We start from the raw sequence: 21,556 nt of genomic DNA, 5'->3' as shown, positions 1-21,556 counted from the left end.
CACAACGGCAATCCAGGCTACGTCACCCTTACAGGTAAAAATAATCTTGATTGGTCAGTGACCCTACCGGGTTCCACCGATATTGCAATGCAACAAAAGAATAAGGGAACAGAAAAATGTTCGCTATCTACAGTTGCATTGCGGTTGAATGGAACGTCAGTCCCTTCAGACCCCTTCGACAACCAGCATTTCGCCGTCGGCGACGGTGATGCGGATTGCCTTTGCGGCTTGATATTCCGGCGAATTGTAGCAATCGACTGCGGCCTGCAGTGACGGGAACTTCGATGACCACGTTGCGGGCGCGCGCCTGACCTTCCAGCACGTGATAGTCACCGCCACGCGCCAGAAAGTTGGCGCCGTACTTTTCGAAGGCGGGTTTTGCCGTCGATACATAGTCCTTGTAGCGTTCCGTATCCCTCACGTCGACCCGCGCAATCCAGTATCCCTTGGCCATTCTATTCATCCTTTCACAACCGGATTGCCCGGTAGAGTTGAGAAATTTAAGCCATTCCAGCCAATTCCTGGGCAAGATTCAATGATTCTTGAGCGGATCTTGCTCAAACCTCATGCAATTCTCGCCAGTGGTGCTGCCTCAAGCATTCGACATTTCCGCAAGGATCGCCTCAGCCGCCGCCTTGCGGTCCGGCGCCCCGACGATCGGCCGTCCAACGACCAGATGGCTCGCACCGGAACGGAGCGCATCGGCGGGCGTCATAACGCGCTTCTGATCGCCGGCATCGGCGCCAACTGGCCGGATGCCAGGCGTGACGACAGCAAGGTCCTGCCCGACGATCTTGCGCACCGCGGCGGCTTCCGTCGCCGCACAGACTACCCCGCCCATCCCTGCACGAAGCGCCTGTTCAGCCCGGATCAGGACCAGTGTATGCGGATCATGCTCATAGCCTGCATCGACTATATCCTGCTGGTCCATCGAGGTCAGGACCGTGACCCCAAGGAGGCAGATGTCCGATCCGCGGGCAGCCGCGACCGCCGCCTTCATGGCTTTGGGATAGGCATGCAGCGTCAGCATCGAGACCCCCATCTTGACAATGTTCTCGACACCCTTGGCAACAGTATTGTCGATGTCGAGCAGCTTCATGTCGAGAAAGACTTTCTTGCCCGAGCCTGCAAGCTCGCTGGCAAAGCCAAGCCCGCCCGCAAATGCCAGCTGATAGCCGATCTTGTAGAACGACACCGCATCGCCGAGTTCGCTGACGATCTGCTCGGCTACGTTAAGTGTCGGCACATCAAGGCCTACGATCAGGCGCTCGCGCAAAGCCGCATCCGTCATGACAAACCACCTTATATTGTTGATCGCTCCCCCATCGCACAGAAGAGCCCTCGAGGAAATACGTCATGAGCATAACCGGCAATGAAATCGCGGTTACCGGCGGGAAACGGCGAATCTCGTATGGTCGATCAGCGATTGGCAGACCCGCTGCATCGACTTGGCAGTATGGTCATCAAGGAAGGAACCATCTTCGGCGAAAGCCTGATGCGCCCGAATAACTGAGCACTGTTCGGTGATGATCTGCGTACCGACATTCATCAGAACGGAGCGCAAATGATAGAGGCCACGGGCACCGCCGAAATTTCCTTCGGAAGAGGAGCAGAGCCCTACAATCTTGCCTGCATAGGGTTTGAAAGGCTTTTCGCCATCCTTGGAAATCCGGCTTACCCAATCGATCGTGTTCTTCAGAAGCGGCGGGATCGAGGAATTGTACTCGGGTGAAGCGATAAGGATGCCGTCATGGGCGGCAAACAGCCGGCCAAGCTTCATCGCGTTTTCCGGAATGCCTTTTTCCTTTTCCAGATCCTGGTCCATGATGGGCAGCGGATAGTCGATCAGCGCAATGCGCGTCACCTCGGCCCCGAGCTCCACCAAGGTTCTCGCGGCCACATTGGCCACCTGCTTGCTATAGGCACCCGTACGGTTGGAGCCGGCAAAGACCAGAATTTTAGGCAGCATCAAAGCCCCTCGCTACTGTGTACGATATGTCGGAAAAGGGACTATAGATTTTCAGTCGACCCGGCGGTAGACCCAAAGCCGGGCCGGCGGAACATTGCGAATGATGAAATCGAGGTGCTCGATCTTGTAATTGCCGCGTCCGGCAGGGACAGGCGACATGGGCCCATAGGTGATCTGCACAATGGGGCGTCCATGCGGAATCCGGCGCAACAGATCCTCGATTATCTTGACACGATCGCCGACAGGAAAATTCAGAAGCGGCACCGCAGAGACCACCGAGATCAAACTTTTGATCGCGTTTGTCGCCGAGTGTCACATCCAGGTTGAAAGCATCGCCCTCGACGATGTTCACGCCGGGGAAATCTTCGCGCAGGTGTTCAGCAAAATCCGGCGAGTACTCGACACTATAGAGATTTGAAGGCTCAACACCGCGGTTGAGAATCGCACGGGTGATGACACCGGTTCCAGGTCCAAGCTCAAGTACGGGGAGGCCCGAATGGGGATTGACGACACTGGCCATGCGGCGTGCCGTGATGGAACTCGTCGGCAGGATCGAGCCGACAGCCTTAGGGCCATGCATCCATCCCTTGAAGAAACGGATTTCCTCGCCGAATTTCTCGGCCAGTTTTTTACCCAAAGGTCGTGACATGCTCATCCTCCGTCGCAGCCAGAAAAGTTTATGACGCAACTCGTGGCGGAAGCAAGGCCGCTCCAACGAGAAGTAGCAATAAAATTATTCGCTTAGGCCCTCAAAGAACTCCTTCATGCGAGCAAAGAAACCTGAAGATTGAGGGCTGTTGTCTTGCGAAGAGATCCGATCGAACTCTTCCAGAAGCTCACGCTGCCGCTTGTTGAGGTTCTGCGGGGTCTCTATTGCGATCTGGATATAGAGGTCGCCCATGGCAGGCTGGCGCAGGACCGGCATGCCCTTGCCCTTCAGGCGGAACTGCTTGGCATTCTGCGTGCCGTCGGGGATCTTGACCCGGGTCTGCGTGCCATCGAGCGTCGCCACCTCGAACTGCCCGCCCAATGCCGCCGTCGTCATCGAGATGGGAACCTTGCAATAGAGGTCCGCGCCATCCCGCTGGAAGAATTCATGCGGTTTCAAAGACAGGAAAATATAAAGATCGCCGGACGGGCCGCCACGCAAGCCAGCCTCGCCTTCACCGGTCAGACGAATGCGCGTGCCGTCTTCAATACCTGCCGGAATATTGACAGAAAGCGCGCGCTCCTCGGTCATGCGTCCCTGGCCGCTGCATTTCGGGCAGGGATCCTTGATGATCTGGCCGCGGCCGTGACAGGTCGGGCAGGTGCGCTCGATGGAGAAGAATCCCTGGGCTGCGCGAACGCGCCCTGAGCCGCTACACATACTGCATGTGACGGGCTGAGTGCCGGGTTTGGCGCCGCTACCCGAACATTCGTCGCAGGTGATCGAAGTCGGAACCCTGATCTGCGCCGTCTTGCCCGTATAGGCTTCTTCGAGTGTAATTTCCATATTGTAGCGCAGGTCTGCACCACGTTCACGACCACCGGAACGGCGCTGGCGCCCACCGCCCATCATCTCGCCAAAAATGTCTTCGAAAATATCGGCAAACCCGCCGGCACCGCCAAATCCACCACCGCCGCCATTCATGCCGCCGTTCTCGAAGGCAGCATGACCGAACCGGTCATAGGCAGCGCGTTTCTGCGGGTCCTTCAGCGTTTCGTAGGCTTCGCCAATTTCCTTGAACCGGTGCTCGGCATCGGCATCGCCCGGATTCTTGTCAGGGTGAAATTGCATTGCCAGTTTACGGAAAGCGCTCTTGAGCTCTTTCTCATCAGCGCTTCTCGCTACGCCGAGGGTTTCGTAATAGTCAGCCTTCATCCAGACACTCGTTCCTAGAAAATCGCAGATGCTTCTTCAGAAGCCTTTTAAAGCCGGTATTTAGGTGTTCACCGCCATGAATGCCATAGCCAACTTATATTGATTCGCCCCAAATGGCGCATATTTGCGCATTATTGCAATTATGTGGCAAGTCTTCCACGATTTTGGTGCGCGGAAAGAAACCCTACCGCTCCCATCGACGCGAATTTCCGGTCGAACGCCGCACCTTATCCGTTTCGGATAATCCTCAATAGTGGGCTTTGCCACGCCTCGATAATCTCCGCCGTTTCGGCCGTTTCCACTTGTTGCGATAGCCGCTGACCAAAAAATACCTGTATAGCGTCGTGTGTCTCGTCCGACGAACTGCATACTGCATCTGTCGCCACGATTACCCGGTATCCCACATCGATGGCACCCAGCACGGAAGCCAGAACGCATACATCCGTTTCTCCACCTGAAACAATCAGCGTGTCGGTATTGGACCGTGCCAAGACCGCCTGCAGTTCGCCGGAATACCAAGGTGAATACACCCGCTTGTCGACCATTGCGGCAGGCGGGACATATTTTGCGAGTTCGGGGACGAGATCAATCTGGCCCGGTTCCAGATGCTCCAGCGTCATGGCATACCAGGTTCTGTAGTAGCGGCTCCAACTTCCGCCAGCCGATGCCGGCGTATCTGCAGGGATAAATCGGGTAAAGATTGTGCCGGATGGCAAAAATGAAACCAGTTTATGGATATTTGGAAGAACGCGATCGAACCAAGGCATTGCCCAAGGGCTGTTCCCGGTAAAAATGCCCTGCATGTCAACGCACAAGTGCTTTGTGCATGGGCCGAGGTGGCCAAACCGCAAGCCTGTCGCCACAGCTCATTCTCCGTCAGATTTTGGATCAGGGGCGCGCCGCCATGTGTTGCGACGGCACGCCCCTGACGTTCAGGCGGCTTTCGCGGTCTGGTTGAGCGAACCTTCCGCAAGCGCAGTCAGCGCTTTGTCAGTTGCGGTCTCTTCCTGCAAGGTTGCCGCAAGCAACTTTTGAGCGTCCTTCATACCAAGCTCCCCTGCCCACCTGGCCAGAGTTCCATAGCGGGCCATCTCGTAGTGCTCGACCGCTTGAGCCGCCGACGCAAGCCCTGCGTCGATTGCCGGCTGGCCTTTGAAGTCCTCCAGGATTTCTTCACCCTCTGCTATGAGGCCCTCAATGGCTTCGCATGTCTTGCCCTGCGCACGCTTGCCGAATAGTTCGAACACCTGCTGAAGACGTTCGACATGCACTTCCGTCTGGTCACGATGCTTTTCGAAGGCTGCTTTCAGCTCCAAGGAGTTTGCACCCTTCGCCATTTTCGGCAAGGCTTTGAGAATTTTGCGTTCGGCGTAGTAAATGTCCTTTAGCGTTTCATGAAACAATGTCTGGAGCGTTTTATCTGCCATGTGATCTCTCCCTGTTGGTTGTCAGCAACCACAAAGTAACCATCGAAAGCGGATAGAGTTCCCGCGTGGGATGCTGGCAGCCAAAGCCAGGCGCAAAAACAAAAAGCCCGGCACTGTGGCCGGGCTTTCGCTGGGTATATGGCAGAGATCAGGCGGACTTCTTCTTGCCGTCTTCGTCGATTTCTTCGAAATCGGCATCAACGACATCATCATCCGCCTTGGCAGTCGCATCGGCCTCGCCGCCTTCGGCCGCTTCCGCCGCCTGAGAAGCTTCATACATGGCCTGACCAAGCTTCATCGAAACTTCGGCCAGCGTCTGCGTCTTTGCCTTGATGACCTCGGCGTCGTCGCCTTCCGCGGCTGTCTTCAACTCGGCAAGAGCAGTTTCGATCGCCTGCTTGTCTTCGGCCGAGACCTTGTCGCCATAATCCTTCAGCGATTTCTCGGTCGAATGGATCAGAGCTTCAGCCTGATTTTTCGACTCGACAGCCTCACGGCGCTTCTTGTCGCTCTCGGCATTGGCCTCGGCGTCCTTGACCATCTTCTCGATATCGGCGTCGGACAGACCACCGGATGCCTGGATGCGGATCTGATGCTCCTTGCCCGTACCTTTGTCCTTGGCCGAGACATTGACGATACCGTTGGCATCGATATCGAACGTGACCTCAATTTGCGGAACGCCGCGCGGTGCAGGCGGAATGCCGACGAGATCGAACTGGCCAAGCGCCTTGTTGTCGGCGGCCATTTCGCGCTCGCCCTGGAAGACGCGGATCGTCACGGCGGACTGATTGTCTTCGGCCGTGGAGAAGGTCTGCGACTTCTTTGTCGGGATCGTGGTGTTACGCTCGATCAGACGCGTGAAGACACCGCCCAGTGTTTCGATGCCGAGTGACAGCGGGGTAACGTCGAGCAGAAGAACATCCTTGACGTCGCCCTGCAGAACGCCGGCCTGGATGGCGGCACCCATGGCAACCACTTCGTCCGGGTTTACACCCTTGTGTGGTTCCTTGCCGAAAAAGGCCTTCACGATTTCCTGGATCTTCGGCATGCGGGTCATACCGCCGACGAGAACCACTTCATCAATCTCGCCAGCCTTGAGGCCGGCATCCTTGAGCGCCGACTTGCAAGGATCAACGGTACGCTGAACCAGGTCATCAACGAGGCTCTCGAACTTGGCGCGCGACAGCTTCATCGTCAAATGCTTCGGACCAGAAGCATCGGCAGTGATAAACGGCAGGTTGATTTCGGTCTGTTGAGCCGACGACAGTTCGATCTTCGCCTTTTCAGCAGCTTCCTTCAGGCGCTGCAGGGCGAGCTTGTCGTTCTTCAGATCGATGCCCTGTTCCTTCTTGAACTCGGCTGCAAAATATTCAACCAGACGCATGTCGAAGTCCTCGCCGCCAAGGAACGTATCGCCATTGGTCGACTTCACTTCGAAAACGCCGTCGCCGATCTCGAGGATCGATACGTCGAACGTACCACCGCCCAGATCGTATACGGCGATTGTCTTGCCTTCCTTCTTGTCGAGGCCATAGGCAAGCGCCGCAGCGGTCGGCTCGTTGATGATACGGAGTACTTCCAGGCCAGCGATCTTGCCGGCGTCCTTGGTTGCCTGACGCTGGGCGTCATTGAAATAAGCCGGAACGGTGATGACAGCCTTTTCGACCTTTTCACCGAGATAGGCTTCCGCTGTTTCCTTCATCTTCTGCAGGATCATTGCAGAAATCTGCGAAGGCGAATACTTCTTGCCGTGTACTTCTACCCAAGCATCGCCGTTATCGCCTTTGACGATGTGGTAGGGAACAAGCTTCTTGTCCTTTTCGACGGTCGGGTCGTCAAAGCGGCGGCCGATAAGGCGCTTGACCGCGAAGACGGTTCCTTCTGGATTGGTGACGGCCTGACGCTTGGCCGGCTGGCCCGCAAGGCGCTCATCGCTATCCGTAAACGCGATGATCGAAGGCGTCGTCCGTGCACCTTCCGCATTTTCAATGACCTTCGCGTTCTTGCCATCCATGACAGAGACGCAGGAATTGGTCGTTCCCAAATCAATACCGATAACTTTAGCCATTACTCTATCTCCATTCAGCAGGCTGCTGGGACCTCTGCCGAGCATTCCATTCAGCAGCCCCTAGGGGGTTTCAACAATTCAGGACCGCCGAGGCGAACGGTACTTACAGTGTTGGGGGCTATATAAGAAGGGGGAAATTACCATGCAAGTCAGAAGCTGCAGCATTTGCATGCTTAATCACCTTAAAAGACTCGGCAAACGGCCTTTTTGGCCCCATATATCGTCCATGACCGATAGCAGCCTTCACCTCCACGCCCCCGGACACCGGCGAAGCCGGCTGATCAATACATTGCATACCTGGCTGCTCCTGACAGGCAGTCTTGTCCTGCTCATCGTCTGCGCCTGGACACTGGCAGGTCCCGCCGGCATCGCCTACGCCTTTGTTTTTGGCGGAATAAGCCTTTTTGCGATAAGGCGCATCAGTCCTCAAATGGTGCTGACGATGTATAAGGCAAGGCCAGTCACGCGCGGCGAATTCCCGCAAGGATTGGCGATCGTCGAAGAACTTGCCCGGCGTGCGGGGCTGCCCAAGGCGCCAAAGTTGCATGTGATCCCTTCGCGGATGATGAATGCCTTTGCCGTCGGGCGGAAGGACGATTCGGTCGTCGCGGTCACTGACCAGCTGATTCGGGCTCTGACGGCGCGCGAGCTCACGGGGGTGCTGGCGCATGAGATCAGCCATATCCGCAACGAAGATCTCAAGGTAATGGCGCTTGCCGATACGGTGTCACGCTTCACTTCGTTGATGTCGACGATCGGCATTGTCTCGCTATTGTTCAATATCACCTGGCTTGCCAGTGGTTCCGTTGCGCAGGTTCCATGGCTTGGCGTCATCGTGCTGCTGTTTGCGCCGACAATTGGCGGTCTTTTGCAAATGGCGCTGTCACGTACCCGCGAATTCGACGCCGATCTCGGCGCGGCGATGCTGACAGGTGATCCGGACGGGCTTTCCCATGCATTGGTAAAGCTCGAAAAGGCGCAGGGAAAGGTCTGGGAAAATCTCATCCTGCCGGGAGGGCGCATTCCCGATCCCTCAATTCTTCGTACACATCCCCTGACTGATGCACGTGTCGCCCGGCTGAATGCATTGAAAGAGGCATGTGCGGTTGTGGCGCGCGGCGACAAGATGCCGGACGATATTCTCGCCCGCCTTTCGCTCAAGCCGCAGGAGCACATCCGCACGCGGCCAAGATCGGTGCCGCAGATCGGCCAGCAGTATGGGCGCTGGAATTCCAACAATCTGGAAATCCTGTCGCTGATCAACACCCAGGCAATCCATCCGGTCGTGCCGGATGCCGATGCGGATTGCGAGGCTTGTGCCCAGAGCCTCTATGCCCCCAACGGCAAGCCGCGCGTGCATGTCACCCGCGGCGGCGTTTATTGGTAAGGCCCCGTCAGACCGTTTCCCAGTTGCCGGTTTCGTCGGCCCGGTAGATGGCGTCGATCAGCTTCTGGTTGAGGACTGAATTTTCCAGCGTGAAGACCGGTACATCCTCGCCTTTTGCCGCACGGGCAAAGGCTTCAACCTCCAGACGGTAGTGATTGACGTCACTGAAATTATACTCGGTGGCGCTGCTGTGATTGCTGTTGTGGAGTGTTATCTTGGCATGATCGTATTTGCCGGTGTTGAATGGCGCGAGCACGTCAATATAGCCTTCATCGCCATGGAACACGATCGATTGACGCGCGGCGAGCTGCGTCGCAACATAAAAGGTCAGCTCGAACCCGTCAAAATCCGCGCGAACGCTGGCATAGCGATCCGTGCCGAAGTCGGGATCGCGTTCCACCGTGGCTGTGACCCGGACCGGCTCCTTGCCGGTGACGAAGCGGGTGACGACGGTCGGGTAGACGCCGATATCGGGCAGGGCCCCGCCACCCAGCGAAAGCTGGTTGCGCATATTGCCGGCATCCTTGTTGAAATAGGTGAAGGCCGCCTGCACCCGGCGCAGTTTGCCGATCGCGCCCTGCGCGATAAGTTCACGCACTTTCAGCCATTGCGGATGATAGGTGACCATGAAGGCTTCCGAGATCAGCACGCCATTGGTATCGCGGGCGCGCTGCAAGGCCGCAATTTCACTGGCATGCAATGAGATCGGCTTTTCACACAGGACATGTTTGCCGGCTTCAGCCGCCTTCAACGACCATTCGACGTGCTGCGAAGTGGGTAGCGGGATATAGACGCCGTCAATATCTTTCGATGCCAGCATGGCCTCATATGAGCCGAAAGCATGCGGTGCTCCGAAACGTTCGGCAACTGCACGCGCTTTCATGAGATCGCGGCTGGCGATGCCGGACAGCACGGAATTCTCCGCGTCACAAATAGCGGGAATAACCGCCGTTACCCCGATTTTTGCTGTCGATAATACACCCCAACGGAACATGATGTTTTCTCCTTTTCGCCGGCGGCAACCTAGGTCGTAAACCTGAAGAAATCAATGAAGGCGCGAAGGGCCGGTCGCATCTGCCGGCGACTCGGATAATAAAGGTAGACACCCGGAAAAGGCGCACACCAATCTTCGAGCACGCGGCGCAGCCTGCCCTCTGCTATCGCTTCCGGCGCCATGTATTGCAAAAGGAACGCAATTCCGGCACCGCCCAGTGCCGCCTCCACAACCAGCCGGTCATCACCGAGGATCAATGGGCCATTCACTTCGAGGACGATTTCCTCGCCATCCTTTTCGAATTCCCAGCGATAGATCTGGCCGCTGGAAAAACGCCGGCGGATGCACAGGTGCTCCGCGAGGTCGCGGGGATGCAAAGGAACGGGATACTTTTCGAAATACGCAGGGGCCGCAACAATGCTGGCCCGGATCGGCCGGCTCATTGGCACGGCGATCATGTCCGGCTCCAGGCTTTCACCAAGCCGCATGCCGGCATCGACGCCCGCCGCGACGATGTCCTTGAAGGGCTCTTCGACCCGCAATTCCAGCGTGACCCCGGGGTAGATCTCGCTGAAGGCCGCCAGACGCGGCGCAAGCAGCCAGTGGGCGGCAAAGGGCGGAACACTCAGGCGCAGATTGCCGGCAACGCGGTTGTTCGCTTCCTTTACCGCATCGAGCGCCAGGTCGATCTCCCCCAGGGCCGGGCGAAGCCGCTTGAGCAGCAGCGCACCCTCCTCTGTAACGGCGACGCTGCGCGTGGTGCGGGCCAGAAGCCGCACGCCGAGGCTTTGCTCGAGACTGGAGATGGCATGACTGACGGCAGAGGGCGCAATGCCCAGTTCCTTTGCCGCGCCACGAAAGCCGCCGGACGCAGCAACGGTGGCAAATATTGCCAGTTGGGGAAGCCGGGATCGATCCATTGATCTATCATATAGAACAAGCTGTAAAAAATTAAGGCAATTATCGAACAACGTTTACCCGCTTACCTTCGCCTCACCACACCAGAAGGAGCTCAGTGATGGAAAAACGCAAACTCGGAACGGAACTCAGCGTCTCGGCTATCGGACTTGGATGCATGGGCATGACGTTCGCCTATGGCGGCCAGGACGAAGCCGATGCGATCCGGACGCTGCATCGTGCGGTGGATATTGGCGTTACCTTTTTCGACACGGCCGAAGTGTATGGGCCGTTCGACAATGAAATCCTCGTCGGCAAGGCGATGAAAGGCCGCCGTGACAAGGTTGTAATCGCCACCAAATTCGGTTTCAAGATTGCCGACGAGGGCGAAGGTCCCTCGCGCATGGTCGGCGTGGACAGCCGTCCGGAACATCTGAAAGCTGTCGCGGAGTCTTCGCTTGGGCGGCTCGGCATCGAACAGATCGACCTGTTCTACCAGCACCGCGTCGACCCGAACGTGCCGATCGAAGATACGGTTGGCGCCATGGCCGACCTCGTCAAGCAGGGGAAGGTGAAGGCGCTTGGGCTTTCCGAAGCCAGTGCCGCCACGATCCGCCGTGCCCACAAAGTCCATCCGATCGCCGCCGTCCAAAGCGAATACTCGCTGTGGAGCCGCGAGCCGGAAGACGAGGTCCTCTCCGTCTGCCGCGAACTTGGCATCGGCTTCGTGCCCTATAGCCCGCTAGGACGCGGTCTTCTAACCGGCACGATCAACAAGCCCGATGAACTCGGCGCCGATGACTGGCGCAAGACCCTGCCGCGCTTCCAGGCGGAAAACATGGACGCCAATGCCGTACTGATCGCCACGCTGAAGGGCCTGGCGGCCGACAAGGGTGTCACGCCGGCACAACTTGCGCTCGCCTGGGTCTTGCATCAGGGCGATTTCATCGTGCCGATCCCCGGTGCGCGCAAGATCAAGCATCTGGAAGAGAATGCGGCCGCGGCAGATATTTCCCTCTCCGCAGCCGACCATGCAAAGATCGGCGACGCGCTTTCCCCGACCCGCGTCGCGGGCAAGCGTTACACGGATGCCTCGCTCGCTCTTGTCAACGGCTGATTTCAAAACGCGGGGCGCTGAGCAATCGGCACCCCGCACTGTCTGCAATGGCCCGCGTTGCGTCATCCGCCGGGAAATATTGCTCGATGAAAATCCCCTCCGTCAAAACCTCCTGCGCCGAGCCAAAAGCCGTGAGCGTGGTGATCCAGTTGGTGACCGCTTCACCCAGGCGCAGTTGCACCGTAATCACCGGAGGCGGGTTGCGTTCGCTTTCGTCGTTGCGCAATAGCGCTGCAAACTCAGCATCATTTTCATAGATGGCGATGCGTCTGGCGAGTTCGCTCCGCGGACCGTAAAGCCGCGCCTCGTTGCGTGCCCGCTTGAGAAACAAAACGGCGACCTCAGGCCAGTTGGTTATCGCTGAACGTACTGGCCCATTTTCCAGCACCAGCGCCAATATGTTGATGCCCGGCGCAATGCCAATGCCGAGCGCATCGACAAGTCCCGTGAAACCGTCATTGGCAGCAAGGATGTTGTGATCTGCGTCGAAGGCGACCGCCGGCCACGGCGCATGGCGCGCAAGAATCATAAGCAACGTATCGCGTAGCAACGGCGGCAGACCAGCAATACCCTCGCGCTCGGCGGAAAGATAACGCGGCGCAAATCCGGCGGCAGTGAACAGCTCGTTGCAGAATCTTGAATGGCAATTCGAGCGTCTCGCAGATGCGGACGATCATGCCTTCGGAAGGACGGGCGCGGCCGGTTTCGAGAAAGGACAAATGCCGAGCCGAAATGCCGGCATCGAGGGCGGCCAGATCCAGCTGGCTTAGATGCCTGTGCGAACGCCATTGCTTCAGTTGATCACCAAATTCCATGGATGCTTCCCATTTTCGAACAGGATGCCATTCAACCTGCAGTGTATCCATTACCTCAGAGGTAATTGTTTCGCCTACCTCTTTCTCGCAATGTGCGGTCATCAACACGAACAAAGGAGAATGAACATGATCAATATCAATCTGAAAACTGGCCTGATGATCAATGCGGTCCTGACAGGCATAACCGGGCTCGGTCTTGTGCTATTTGCCGAACTTTCAGCGATTTATTTGATGCCTGGGGCACCGGTCTGGCTCATTGCCACGCTCGGCGTTGCGCTCATTCTGTTCGCAGTGGATGTCGGCCTCATCGCCCGGTGGAAATCCGCATCCGCGTTGCTCGTCGGCTTTGTCTTCGCCGCGGATCTGCTCTGGGTCGTTGGCGTCCCGGCGATCCTGATGCTGATGCCATCGGCATTTACAGCTCTTGGCGTTATTGCCAGTCTTGCCGTAACGGCTGCCGTTGGCTGCTTTGCCCTTGTCGAATGGCAAGGCCTGAAGGCAATTGGTTCCAGTGAACCAGCTTGATCTGACGCATGCAAGCTAAAGGGCGGCCCCCGGGCCTCCTTTCGCGTGCTCTTGACAGACGAATTGCGGTAAGGCCTATTCCTGACCGCCATTGGCGACTTTAAAAAAACCCGCCGGTGGCTCTAGGGTCAGGACCTGTTAATATGATCGAAATGGCGCCTGAAACGGCAAGAAGATGCGAGGAGAAACGTGAAGGGCGGGGCCTTCCCCCGGCCGAACGGTTCTACACTGCAGCTCGCAGACGATTCGGCGCCCGCAGGATATGGTCTTTTCGCCCGGCTACTTTGTCGCAAAGGCTCGAAAATGGATAGACATTTCCATCGCCTTTGCTCCTCGTATCCGAACGAAAAGCCTCATACCATTTCGACCAGATCAACAGGTCCTGACCCTTTATCGCGCAAGATCGATTTGTCTCAACAAGCCGCGCCAACGGTCTCGCATCGCTGGCGCTGAACCTGGAATACCATGGAAAAAGCAACGAAAAAGTCCCTTCGCCGTTGGGCCGTCGGATTGGTTCTTTTGGGCGTCATCGCCTATTTTGTCCCGTATCTGGTGATTTTCTACGTGATCTGCGGCATCTATGATCTGTCGCGCAACAAGAATTTGAACCGTGATGTGGTCGAGCAATATTTCTTTGGTAACGGCATGTTCACCTGGCTTCTGTCGCCGCTGAACATCGTTCTCGACATCCTGTCGCTGCCCTATGTCAACAAGGGCGTTTACAAGTTGCAGGATCTGCCATCCGATTATCAGGCAGAAGTGAAGCGGCTGATTACGGCGACGCAAAAGGAAAATATCGTAGGCCAACTGCAGGCGCGTGCGGAGCAGCAAGCGCGGAGCATGTTTTTCTTCAAGTGGTATGGCAAGGACCAGCCTAGCTTCGCCAATGTGCCGTCCTTCTATGAGAAGTATAATTTCGTCAAGACGATCGGCGTGTCGGTCTTCAACAAGAAGAATTCGACATCGAAGCATTTCGGACCGGTACGCGCGACGATCCGCGTGCTCTACAACATCAACGACATGAATGACCGCACCGCCTATATCTGGTGCGGCGATACAACGAGCTACTGGAAAGACGACAAGCTTTTCATCTTCGATGACACACTGATGCACCAGTCGGTCAACCAGACCGACCAGACGCGCTACTGCCTGTTCGTGGATATCCTGCGCCCGTCCCATATGCCGGCGTTGTTCGCGGCCATCGTCTCGTTCATGGGTGTGATTTTGAAGGGCAGCAATTCGATTTTCTACAAGAACTGGAAAGTTATCCAGAAATAGGTCCGGGCAAATCAAATGAAAGGGGCGCAACGCGCCCCTTTTTTGTATCTGAGATTTTCGGATGGCAGCGTTAGCCCCGCAACACACCGCCGGTTTGCTTGCTGACGCTCTCGACAACGCGTCTGGTCAGCGCTTCCAGGTCCTCGTCGTTCAAGGTGCGTTCCTGCGGCTGGATCGCGACTTCGATTGCCACGGATTTCTTGCCGTCGCCAAGCGATGCGCCTTCGAACAGATCGAAGACCTGAACGCCGGTGATCAGCTTCCTGTCGCTGGCGAGTGCCGCCCGGACAATGGCAGCTGCTTCCACGGACTTGTCGACGATGAACGCGAAATCGCGGCGCACCGCCTGGAAATCCGAAAGGTTGAGCGCCGGCTTGGTACGGGTTGCCTTCTGCTTCGGCTCAGGGATGGCGTCGATGAAGACTTCGAAGCCGCAGAGAATGCCTGCCACGTCGAGTGTTTCCAGTGTCTTCGGATGAAACTCGCCGAAGGTTCCAAGAATGACCTTGGGTCCGAGCTTGATCGTGCCAGAGCGACCGGGATGATACCAGGCCGGTCCGCCGCTTTCGATCTGCAGCTTGTCCACCGGTGCGCCGGAGGCTTCGAGCACCGCCAGCGCATCGGCCTTGGCATCGAAAACACTAACCGGAGCGGCATTGCCCGCCCAGTGACGGCCCGGGCCTTCAAGTTTGGCCGTGCCGCGGCGAACGCCGGCAGCAACGCGGCGCTGGGCTTCCGGCGTGTTGCCTTCATAGGTGCCGGAAACCTCGAACAGCGCCAGATCGTTGAACCCGCGATCGGCATTGCGCTGGGCAGCGGCAAGCAAGCCTGGCAGCAGCGACGGACGCATGTCGGACATGTCGGCCGCGATGGGGTTGGCAAGCTTCAGTTCGCTCTGGCCGCCGCCAAAAGCCCTGGCGGACTCTTCGGAAATGAACGACCAGGTGACCGCCTCCATCATGCCACGCGAGGCCAGCGCCCTGCGGGCATTGCGGGTGCGGATTTGCAAGGTGGTCAGGATCTTGCCGTTCACTGCCGCGTGGCTGAGCAGCGGCTGCGGATCGATGCGATCTACGCCATGGATGCGCATCACTTCCTCGACCAGATCGGCTTTGCCATCGATGTCCGGGCGCCATGACGGCACCACGACATCCACCACCTCGCCCGTACCCTGCGGTACGAAGCCGAGACGCGACAGGATATCGAGACTTGTTTCGGCGGTAACGTCGATGCCGGTGAGGCGCTTGACCTCCGATGCCGGGAACTGCACCGTCTTTGGCGCATGGCCCTTATACCCAACAAGCTGCGTCCCGGAGGGCGTTCCACCGCAGAATTTCAGCACCAATTGCGTGGCAAGTTCGAGCCCCGGGACCATGAACTCAGGATCGACGCCGCGTTCGAACCGGTAACGGGCATCGGTGATAATACCGAGTGTCCGGCCCGTGCGGGCAATGTTCATCGCATCCCAAAGCGCCGATTCAACCACGACATTGGTGGTATTCTCGTCGCAGCCGGAATGTTCGCCGCCCATGATGCCGCCAATCGATTCAACGCCATCAGCGTCGGCGATGACGACATTGTCCGGCCCCAGCGTGTATTCCTTGCCATTGAGACCGAGAATTTGCTCCCCTGCCCTGGCGCGGCGCACCGTGAGACCGCCCTCGACCTTGTCCGCATCGAAAACGTGCAGCGGACGGCCGCGATCGAAGGTGAGGTAATTGGTGATATCGACCAGTGCATTGATCGGGCGCAGGCCAATGGCGATCAGCCGCTGCTGCAGCCATTTCGGGCTGTGACCATTCTTTACGCCCCTGATCGTGCGCCAGGCGAAACCCGGGCAAAGATGCTTATCGTCGCCAAGATCAAGCGAGACATTGACCTGCGCCGGGCCGGCACCTTTGACAGGTTCGACCGGCTGGCCCTTGAGCGTGCCGAGACCGGCCGCGGCAAGATCGCGGGCAATGCCGTATACACTGGTGCAGTCCGGGCGGTTCGGCGTCAAGTTGATCTCGATGACAGGATCGTCCAGACCCGCATAAGCGGCAAAGCTGGTGCCGACCGGTGCATCCGCCGGCAGGTCGATGATGCCGTTGTGCTCGTCCGACATCTGCAATTCGCGCTCGGAGCACATCATGCCATGGCTCTCGACGCCGCGAGATCTTGCCGACCGACAAGGTCAGATCGATGCCCGGGACATAGGCACCTGGCGCAGCGAAGGCGCCAATGAGTCCGGCACGTGCGTTGGGCGCGCCGCAGACAACCTGCAGCGGCTTGCCGTCGCCCGTATCGACGGTGAGGACCTGCAGCTTGTCGGCATCCGGATGCCGGGAAGCGGTCAGCACCTTCGCAATAACGAAGGGCTTCAACGCGGCCTTGTCGTCAAGCTGCTCGACCTCCAGACCGATCATGGTCAAGGTCTCGACGATCTTGTCGAGCGAAGCCTCGGTCTCAAGATGACCTTTCAGCCAGGAGAGTGTGAATTTCATGATTTCACTCGTTTCTCAATTTTAGCGTTTGAGGATTTCGACGAGGCGAAACCGCTCACACAGAAGGTCCATATCCGGCGAAAAACCGCCATTGCGACGAAAATAGCTCTCGTGGCCGTGCCGCCACTGTTCGAGCGTGCCATCGCCTTCACCCTCGTCGCGGGCAAAGGCTGGATCGACCTCGTCGAACCGGCGATAGCTGACCTCGACGGTCTCGATGACCGCCGCTGGCTTGCCCGCGCCGTCGAGCACCACATCACGCCGGCCCACGACAGGCTTGCCGGCGCTGTCCGAAGCATAGTCACGCAGCGCCGAACAGGTCGCCGTCTTCTTGCCGGCAAGCACAAGCGCCAGCAATTCGTCGGCAAGAGCGGGAGAATCGCCGAACGCGAACGTCACCGCATCCCGATACGGATCAGGCAATCCGCTCACGCGCTCAGGCCTCCGAACAGCGTGGGCATGTCGAGCGGGCGGAAGCCGTAATGCTGCAGCCAGCGGACATCGGCATCGAAAAAGGCGCGCAGATCGGGCATGCCATACTTCAGCATGGCGATGCGATCGATGCCCATGCCCCAGGCAAAGCCCTGATATTCATCCGGATCGAGCCCGCCGGCACGCAGCACATTCGGGTGCACCATGCCGCAGCCGAGGATCTCCATCCAGTCCGTACCTTCGCCGAATTTCACTTCCTTGCCGGAGCGGTCGCATTGGATATCGACTTCCAGCGACGGCTCGGTGAAGGGGAAGTAGGACGGACGGAACCGCATCTTCAGCGACGGCACTTCGAAGAACGCCTTGCAGAACTCTTCCAGCACCCACTTCATATTGGCGACGTTGGCGGTCTTGTCGATTACGAGGCCTTCAACCTGATGAAACATCGGCGAGTGGGTGGCGTCGCTATCCATGCGATAGGTCTTGCCTGGAATGACGATGCGGATCGGCGGTTTCTGGCTTTCCATGGTACGGATCTGCACGGGGCTCGTATGGGTGCGCAATACCCGCCGCTCGCCAGTCTCGTCCGGGTTGAAGAAGAACGTGTCGTGCATCTCGCGTGCCGGATGTCCTTCGGGGAAATTCAACGCTGTGAAGTTGTAATAGTCCGTCTCGACATCTGGACCTTCGGCAATGGAAAATCCCATATCGGCGAAGATGGCGGTAATTTCGTCAACGACCTGGCTGATCGGATGGATGCGGCCGCGCTCGGCTGGAGCAGCGCGGACGGGAAGCGTAACGTCGACCTTTTCCTTTTCAAGGCGCAAGCCGATTGCAACATCCTTGAGTGCATTCTTGCGCGCGGTCAGCGCTTCGGCAATGCGATTCTTTAGCCCGTTGATGGCGGGGCCCTGGAACTGGCGCTCTTCCGGCGACATCGAGCCCAGCAATTTCAGCTTTTCCGAAATCGAGCCCTTCTTGCCGAGAGCTGCGACACGGACGGCTTCGATGGCCGCTTCATCATTCGCGGCCTCAATCTGCGCGGCAAGCACGCTTTCCAGTTGTACCAGATCGTCCATGGTTCTTCACCCGTTTCGCGGTTTGCGACTGATCGTAATAGTGCAGAAAATCGAAAAACCCGCGCTAGCCGAGCCAGCGCGGGTTTCCCAAGTCTTAATTTCCGAAATGCTTTGGGAGCGGCGGCTGGCTTAGTGGACAGCGCCTTCAAAAGCGTTCGGAGTGGTGTTCTTCAAGTATTCGAGCGCCTTCTTGGCAGAAGCCACGAGTGCACCGAATGCTTCCGGCTCGTGGATCGCGAGATCCGACAGAACCTTGCGGTCAACCTCGATACCCGACTTCGACAGGCCGTCGATGAAACGGCTGTAGGTCAGGCCATGCTCGCGCACAGCGGCGTTGATGCGCTGGGTCCAAAGCGCGCGGAACGTGCGCTTCTTGTTCTTGCGGTCGCGGTAAGCGTACTGCTTCGAGCGATCGACAGCGGCCTTGGCGGTCTTGATTGTATTCTTGCGGCGGCCACGGAAACCCTCGGCCTGCTTCAGAACTTTTTTATGCTTGGCGTGAGACGTAACGCCCCGTTTTACACGTGCCATGATATGATCTCCTTGTCTTAAGGACTAAATAACGCGCCCGGCTCAGAGGCCGTTGGGCAGGAACTTCTTCACGATTTTCGCATCGGCATCGGCGAGAACCATTGTGCCACGTGCGTCACGAATGAATTTGTTCGAACGTTTGATCATGCCATGGCGTTTGCCAGCGGCGGCGGCTTTGACTTTGCCAGTCCCGGTGATCTTGAACCGTTTCTTGGCAGCAGATTTGGTCTTCATCTTGGGCATTTTGCTACTCCTAATCTTATGAGCCCCGCTTCGCTCTTTTGGAGTTTTGGGGCTTTTGTTTTAATTTCAGGCTGACCAAAGCCTGAAAGCATACAAAACCGCCACGGCATGCCCTGCCGGGCGGTTTGAACGGGTGCTTATTAGCAGAAGTAAGGAAAAGCGCAACTGTTGAATCGCCTTGACCGGCGAAAAGCTCAATAGAGCCGCAACAGAACCGGCAAAGCGCCTGTCGTTTGCAGATACTCCACGAACTCAAGCAACGGATACGAAACGAAGAACACCAGTCCATCGAATAGCGTCTTGTAGAGCACCGACGACCTGACGCTGAGCACGTCGGCTTCCCTGTACAGTGAAATCTTCGGGAAGAAGCGCGGCACCTCGCGCTTGTATGCGCGGTAGGGCTCACCGAATACGTTCTCGAGATAGCCCTCTTCCGCGGCAATGACGAACCGGAAGGCCACGTAACAAAGGATGGCAAGGACCAAGGCAACTGTCAGGCTGCCCGTCAGCATGCCGATGCCGGCGGCACCCAAAGTGCTGAATGCGTAAAGCGGATTGCGACTCATGGAGTAAGGTCCGAGCCGAACAATCTCCGCGCTCTTGCGTCCGCCGATATAGAGCGTACACCACATCCGGCCGAGGATCGCGAGCACAATCGCGCCTATACCGAAGTCCTCGATGTATTCATGGACCCAGTCATTACTCCATGCGGAGCGAGATCGTCAGCAACGCAACGAGAATCAATCCGATGACGACTGCAATCGCGAGGCGTCTGCGCTGCTGATACCGAGCCATTTCGGTGGGAGAATTCAGTGCCATTACGGACTCACATCTGTATCACTCAAGAGAAAAGCCGCCCGTAGGCGGCTTTGTCTTCACGAACGGCTGAATTCAGCGCGGCGCCAGAACCATCATCATCTGGCGGCCCTCGAGCCTTGGTTCGGCTTCGACCTTGGAAATCTCGACCGTGTCCTCCTTGACCCGATCCAGCAACCGCATGCCGAGCTCCTGGTGAGCCATTTCGCGGCCGCGGAAGCGCAATGTCACTTTGACCTTGTCACCCTCGTCGAAGAAACGCTTGATGGCCTTCATCTTCACATCGTAGTCATGCGTATCGATGTTCGGGCGCATCTTGATTTCTTTGATCTCGACCGTCTTCTGCTTCTTACGCGCTTCGGCAGCCTTCTTTTGCCCCTGGTACTTCAATTTCCCAAGGTCAACGATCTTGCACACCGGCGGCTCGGCATTGGGCACGATCTCGACGAGATCGAGACCAGCCTCATCGGCCATGGCCAGTGCTGCTTGTATGGTGACAATGCCGTGGTTTTCACCTTCGGCATCAATGAGCTGTACCTGAGGTACCCGGATATCACGGTTGGAACGAGGTCCATCTTTCTGGACCACCTGTGCTCTAAAGGGTCGGCGAATGGCAGTAGTCTCCTTGAATTATTTCGGTCACGCAAATAGCACCGTCAGACCGTAGCCGCAATGCTTTGAATACGCTGGCTCAAGCCAATATCACTATTTTCAGGATAAATCACTCCAATCCAACATAGGATTATTTCAGTTTTATGCAATGTTGCGGACTTTATCGGTGCAATTGGCCGTGGCAAAAGGCAGTACACCGGTTAGGAGTTCGGCTTATGATTACATCACCACCGCAGTTTCTTGACGTTAACGGTACGAATATTGCTCTGCGCCTCCGTGCCGGGCGTGAACCCGGTATTGTCTGGCTCGGAGGCTACCGCTCGGACATGCTGGGCACCAAGGCCGATTGGCTGGATCGATACGCATCCGAGAAAGGTGTGGCTTTTCTCCGGTTTGATTATTCCGGTCATGGCGAGATCGGGCGGCGAATTCCGTGACGGTACAATTTCGCTGTGGCTCGAACAGAGTCTGGCAGTCTTCAGGCAATTCTCATCCGGTCCGCAGATTCTCGTGGGCTCATCCATGGGCGGCTGGATCGCACTGCGCCTGATCCAGGAGCTGCAAAAGTCAGGCGAAAGTGAACGTGCCGCCGGTCTCGTACTCATTGCCCCGGCGCCAGACTTCACCTCGGAACTGGTCGAGCCGCAACTGACCAACGACCAGCGCCGGCAGATAGCGGAGCGCGGCTTTATGGAAGAGGCGTCTGACTATTCGCCCGAGCCCTATATCTACACGAAGGCGCTCCTCGAAGATGGCAAGGCGAACCAGGTTCTGAAGGGCGTGATCCAGACTGATTGTCCAGTTCATATTCTTCAGGGCATGGAAGACAAGGACGTACCCTATACCCATGCGTTGCGGCTGGTGGATCATCTGCCCGTCGATGATGTGACGATTACGCTGGTGCGCGATGGCGATCATCGTCTTTCCCGCCAGCAAGATCTTGAACTTCTTTCCCGAACCGTGTCTTCAATGGTCGATCGCACCAGAACCCGCTATTCCATCCAATAAATCCCCAA

19 protein-coding genes and 5 pseudogenes are annotated in these 21,556 nt (G+C 57.4%); 5 read left to right on the top strand and 19 right to left on the bottom strand.

The genetic code is table 11. The features are described from left to right. Positions 1-165: 165 nt before the first annotated feature. From N8E89_RS07005 to dnaK, 8 genes and pseudogenes are all read right to left on the bottom strand, one after another. A pseudogene (locus tag N8E89_RS07005) lies at positions 166-454 on the bottom strand (DUF1330 domain-containing protein). Positions 455-592: 138 nt separating this feature from the next. Then, complete coding sequence (pyrF, locus tag N8E89_RS07000) at positions 593-1,291, bottom strand: orotidine-5'-phosphate decarboxylase (protein ID WP_113172615.1); 699 nt, start codon at positions 1,289-1,291, stop codon at positions 593-595. Positions 1,292-1,384: 93 nt separating this feature from the next. Continuing rightward, positions 1,385-1,969 (bottom strand): NADPH-dependent FMN reductase, encoded by a 585-nt coding sequence (locus N8E89_RS06995; protein WP_106662237.1) that lies wholly within the window; start codon positions 1,967-1,969, stop codon positions 1,385-1,387. 51 nt (positions 1,970-2,020) lie between these two features. Then, positions 2,021-2,618, bottom strand: a pseudogene (gene pmtA, locus N8E89_RS06990) (phospholipid N-methyltransferase PmtA). Between the two features lie 84 nt (positions 2,619-2,702). Further along, the gene (gene dnaJ / locus N8E89_RS06985; RefSeq protein WP_113172616.1) at positions 2,703-3,833 is read right to left on the bottom strand and encodes a molecular chaperone DnaJ; all 1,131 of its coding nucleotides are present in this window, start codon (positions 3,831-3,833) and stop codon (positions 2,703-2,705) included. Between the two features lie 227 nt (positions 3,834-4,060). Further along, positions 4,061-4,600, bottom strand: coding sequence for a cysteine hydrolase family protein (locus N8E89_RS06980; RefSeq protein ID WP_315975679.1), 540 nt, complete (start codon positions 4,598-4,600; stop codon positions 4,061-4,063). A 165-nt stretch (positions 4,601-4,765) separates the two neighbouring features. Further along, positions 4,766-5,260, bottom strand: a complete 495-nt coding sequence (locus N8E89_RS06975; RefSeq protein ID WP_106662234.1) for a YciE/YciF ferroxidase family protein — start codon at positions 5,258-5,260, stop codon at positions 4,766-4,768. A gap of 148 nt (positions 5,261-5,408) precedes the next feature. Then, positions 5,409-7,328 (bottom strand): molecular chaperone DnaK, encoded by a 1,920-nt coding sequence (dnaK, locus tag N8E89_RS06970; RefSeq protein WP_106662233.1) that lies wholly within the window; start codon positions 7,326-7,328, stop codon positions 5,409-5,411. Positions 7,329-7,554: 226 nt separating this feature from the next. On the opposite strand from dnaK, the gene N8E89_RS06965 reads away from it, so the two are divergent. After that, a complete protein-coding gene (locus N8E89_RS06965) occupies positions 7,555-8,715 on the top strand; it encodes a zinc metalloprotease HtpX (protein WP_113172617.1) in 1,161 nt (386 codons plus the stop codon). Between the two features lie 7 nt (positions 8,716-8,722). On the opposite strand, the gene N8E89_RS06960 is transcribed toward N8E89_RS06965, so the two are convergent. Together N8E89_RS06960 and N8E89_RS06955 are read right to left on the bottom strand one after the other, a co-directional pair. Beyond that, on the bottom strand, positions 8,723-9,709 hold the full coding sequence (locus tag N8E89_RS06960; RefSeq protein WP_106662231.1) for a Gfo/Idh/MocA family protein: 987 nt from the start codon (positions 9,707-9,709) through the stop codon (positions 8,723-8,725). Between the two features lie 29 nt (positions 9,710-9,738). Then, positions 9,739-10,629, bottom strand: coding sequence for a LysR family transcriptional regulator (locus N8E89_RS06955; RefSeq protein WP_262261533.1), 891 nt, complete (start codon positions 10,627-10,629; stop codon positions 9,739-9,741). A 98-nt stretch (positions 10,630-10,727) separates the two neighbouring features. Between N8E89_RS06955 and N8E89_RS06950 the strand changes: the two genes are divergently transcribed. Then, positions 10,728-11,723, top strand: coding sequence for an aldo/keto reductase (locus tag N8E89_RS06950; protein ID WP_262261532.1), 996 nt, complete (start codon positions 10,728-10,730; stop codon positions 11,721-11,723). Here N8E89_RS06950 and N8E89_RS06945 read toward each other — a convergent pair. Then, entirely contained in the window at positions 11,713-12,252 is a 540-nt protein-coding gene (locus tag N8E89_RS06945) for an MmyB family transcriptional regulator (RefSeq protein WP_262261531.1), read from the bottom strand. The genes N8E89_RS06950 and N8E89_RS06945 overlap by 11 nt on opposite strands. Further along, positions 12,179-12,538, bottom strand: a complete 360-nt coding sequence (locus N8E89_RS29270; protein WP_410010345.1) for a helix-turn-helix domain-containing protein — start codon at positions 12,536-12,538, stop codon at positions 12,179-12,181. Before N8E89_RS29270 ends, N8E89_RS06945 begins: the two co-directional genes overlap by 74 nt. 126 nt (positions 12,539-12,664) lie before the next feature. On the opposite strand from N8E89_RS29270, the gene N8E89_RS06935 reads away from it, so the two are divergent. Further along, complete coding sequence (locus tag N8E89_RS06935; protein WP_106662227.1) at positions 12,665-13,063, top strand: hypothetical protein; 399 nt, start codon at positions 12,665-12,667, stop codon at positions 13,061-13,063. Positions 13,064-13,528: 465 nt separating this feature from the next. Next, a complete protein-coding gene (locus N8E89_RS06930) occupies positions 13,529-14,341 on the top strand; it encodes an aspartyl/asparaginyl beta-hydroxylase domain-containing protein (RefSeq protein ID WP_106662226.1) in 813 nt (270 codons plus the stop codon). Positions 14,342-14,411: 70 nt separating this feature from the next. Here N8E89_RS06930 and pheT read toward each other — a convergent pair. The 7 genes and pseudogenes from pheT to infC form a co-directional block, all read right to left on the bottom strand. Continuing rightward, positions 14,412-16,827, bottom strand: a pseudogene (gene pheT, locus N8E89_RS06925) (phenylalanine--tRNA ligase subunit beta). A gap of 21 nt (positions 16,828-16,848) precedes the next feature. Beyond that, positions 16,849-17,259, bottom strand: coding sequence for an ASCH domain-containing protein (locus N8E89_RS06920; protein WP_106662224.1), 411 nt, complete (start codon positions 17,257-17,259; stop codon positions 16,849-16,851). Further along, a complete protein-coding gene (pheS, locus tag N8E89_RS06915; protein ID WP_262261529.1) occupies positions 17,256-18,338 on the bottom strand; it encodes a phenylalanine--tRNA ligase subunit alpha in 1,083 nt (360 codons plus the stop codon). Before pheS ends, N8E89_RS06920 begins: the two co-directional genes overlap by 4 nt. A 129-nt stretch (positions 18,339-18,467) precedes the next feature. Beyond that, the gene (gene rplT, locus N8E89_RS06910) at positions 18,468-18,869 is read right to left on the bottom strand and encodes a 50S ribosomal protein L20 (RefSeq protein WP_106662222.1); all 402 of its coding nucleotides are present in this window, start codon (positions 18,867-18,869) and stop codon (positions 18,468-18,470) included. Between the two features lie 42 nt (positions 18,870-18,911). After that, on the bottom strand, positions 18,912-19,112 hold the full coding sequence (gene rpmI, locus N8E89_RS06905; protein ID WP_106662221.1) for a 50S ribosomal protein L35: 201 nt from the start codon (positions 19,110-19,112) through the stop codon (positions 18,912-18,914). A 194-nt stretch (positions 19,113-19,306) separates the two neighbouring features. Further along, positions 19,307-19,925: pseudogene (locus N8E89_RS06900) on the bottom strand (methyltransferase family protein). 78 nt (positions 19,926-20,003) lie between these two features. Next, positions 20,004-20,540 carry a translation initiation factor IF-3 gene (gene infC, locus N8E89_RS06895; protein WP_100000798.1) on the bottom strand — a complete coding sequence of 179 codons (537 nt, stop codon included), beginning with the start codon at positions 20,538-20,540 and terminating at the stop codon, positions 20,004-20,006. 215 nt (positions 20,541-20,755) lie between these two features. Between infC and N8E89_RS06890 the strand changes: the two are divergent. Then, positions 20,756-21,548, top strand: a pseudogene (locus N8E89_RS06890) (alpha/beta hydrolase). Positions 21,549-21,556: the final 8 nt, after the last annotated feature.

It is taken from the genome of Phyllobacterium sp. A18/5-2 (assembly GCF_025452215.1).
GTDB lineage: Bacteria > Pseudomonadota > Alphaproteobacteria > Rhizobiales > Rhizobiaceae > Phyllobacterium > Phyllobacterium sophorae.
The sequence above is the reverse complement of the archived record's forward strand: the minus strand, read 5'-3'. Positions and strand labels throughout refer to the sequence as shown.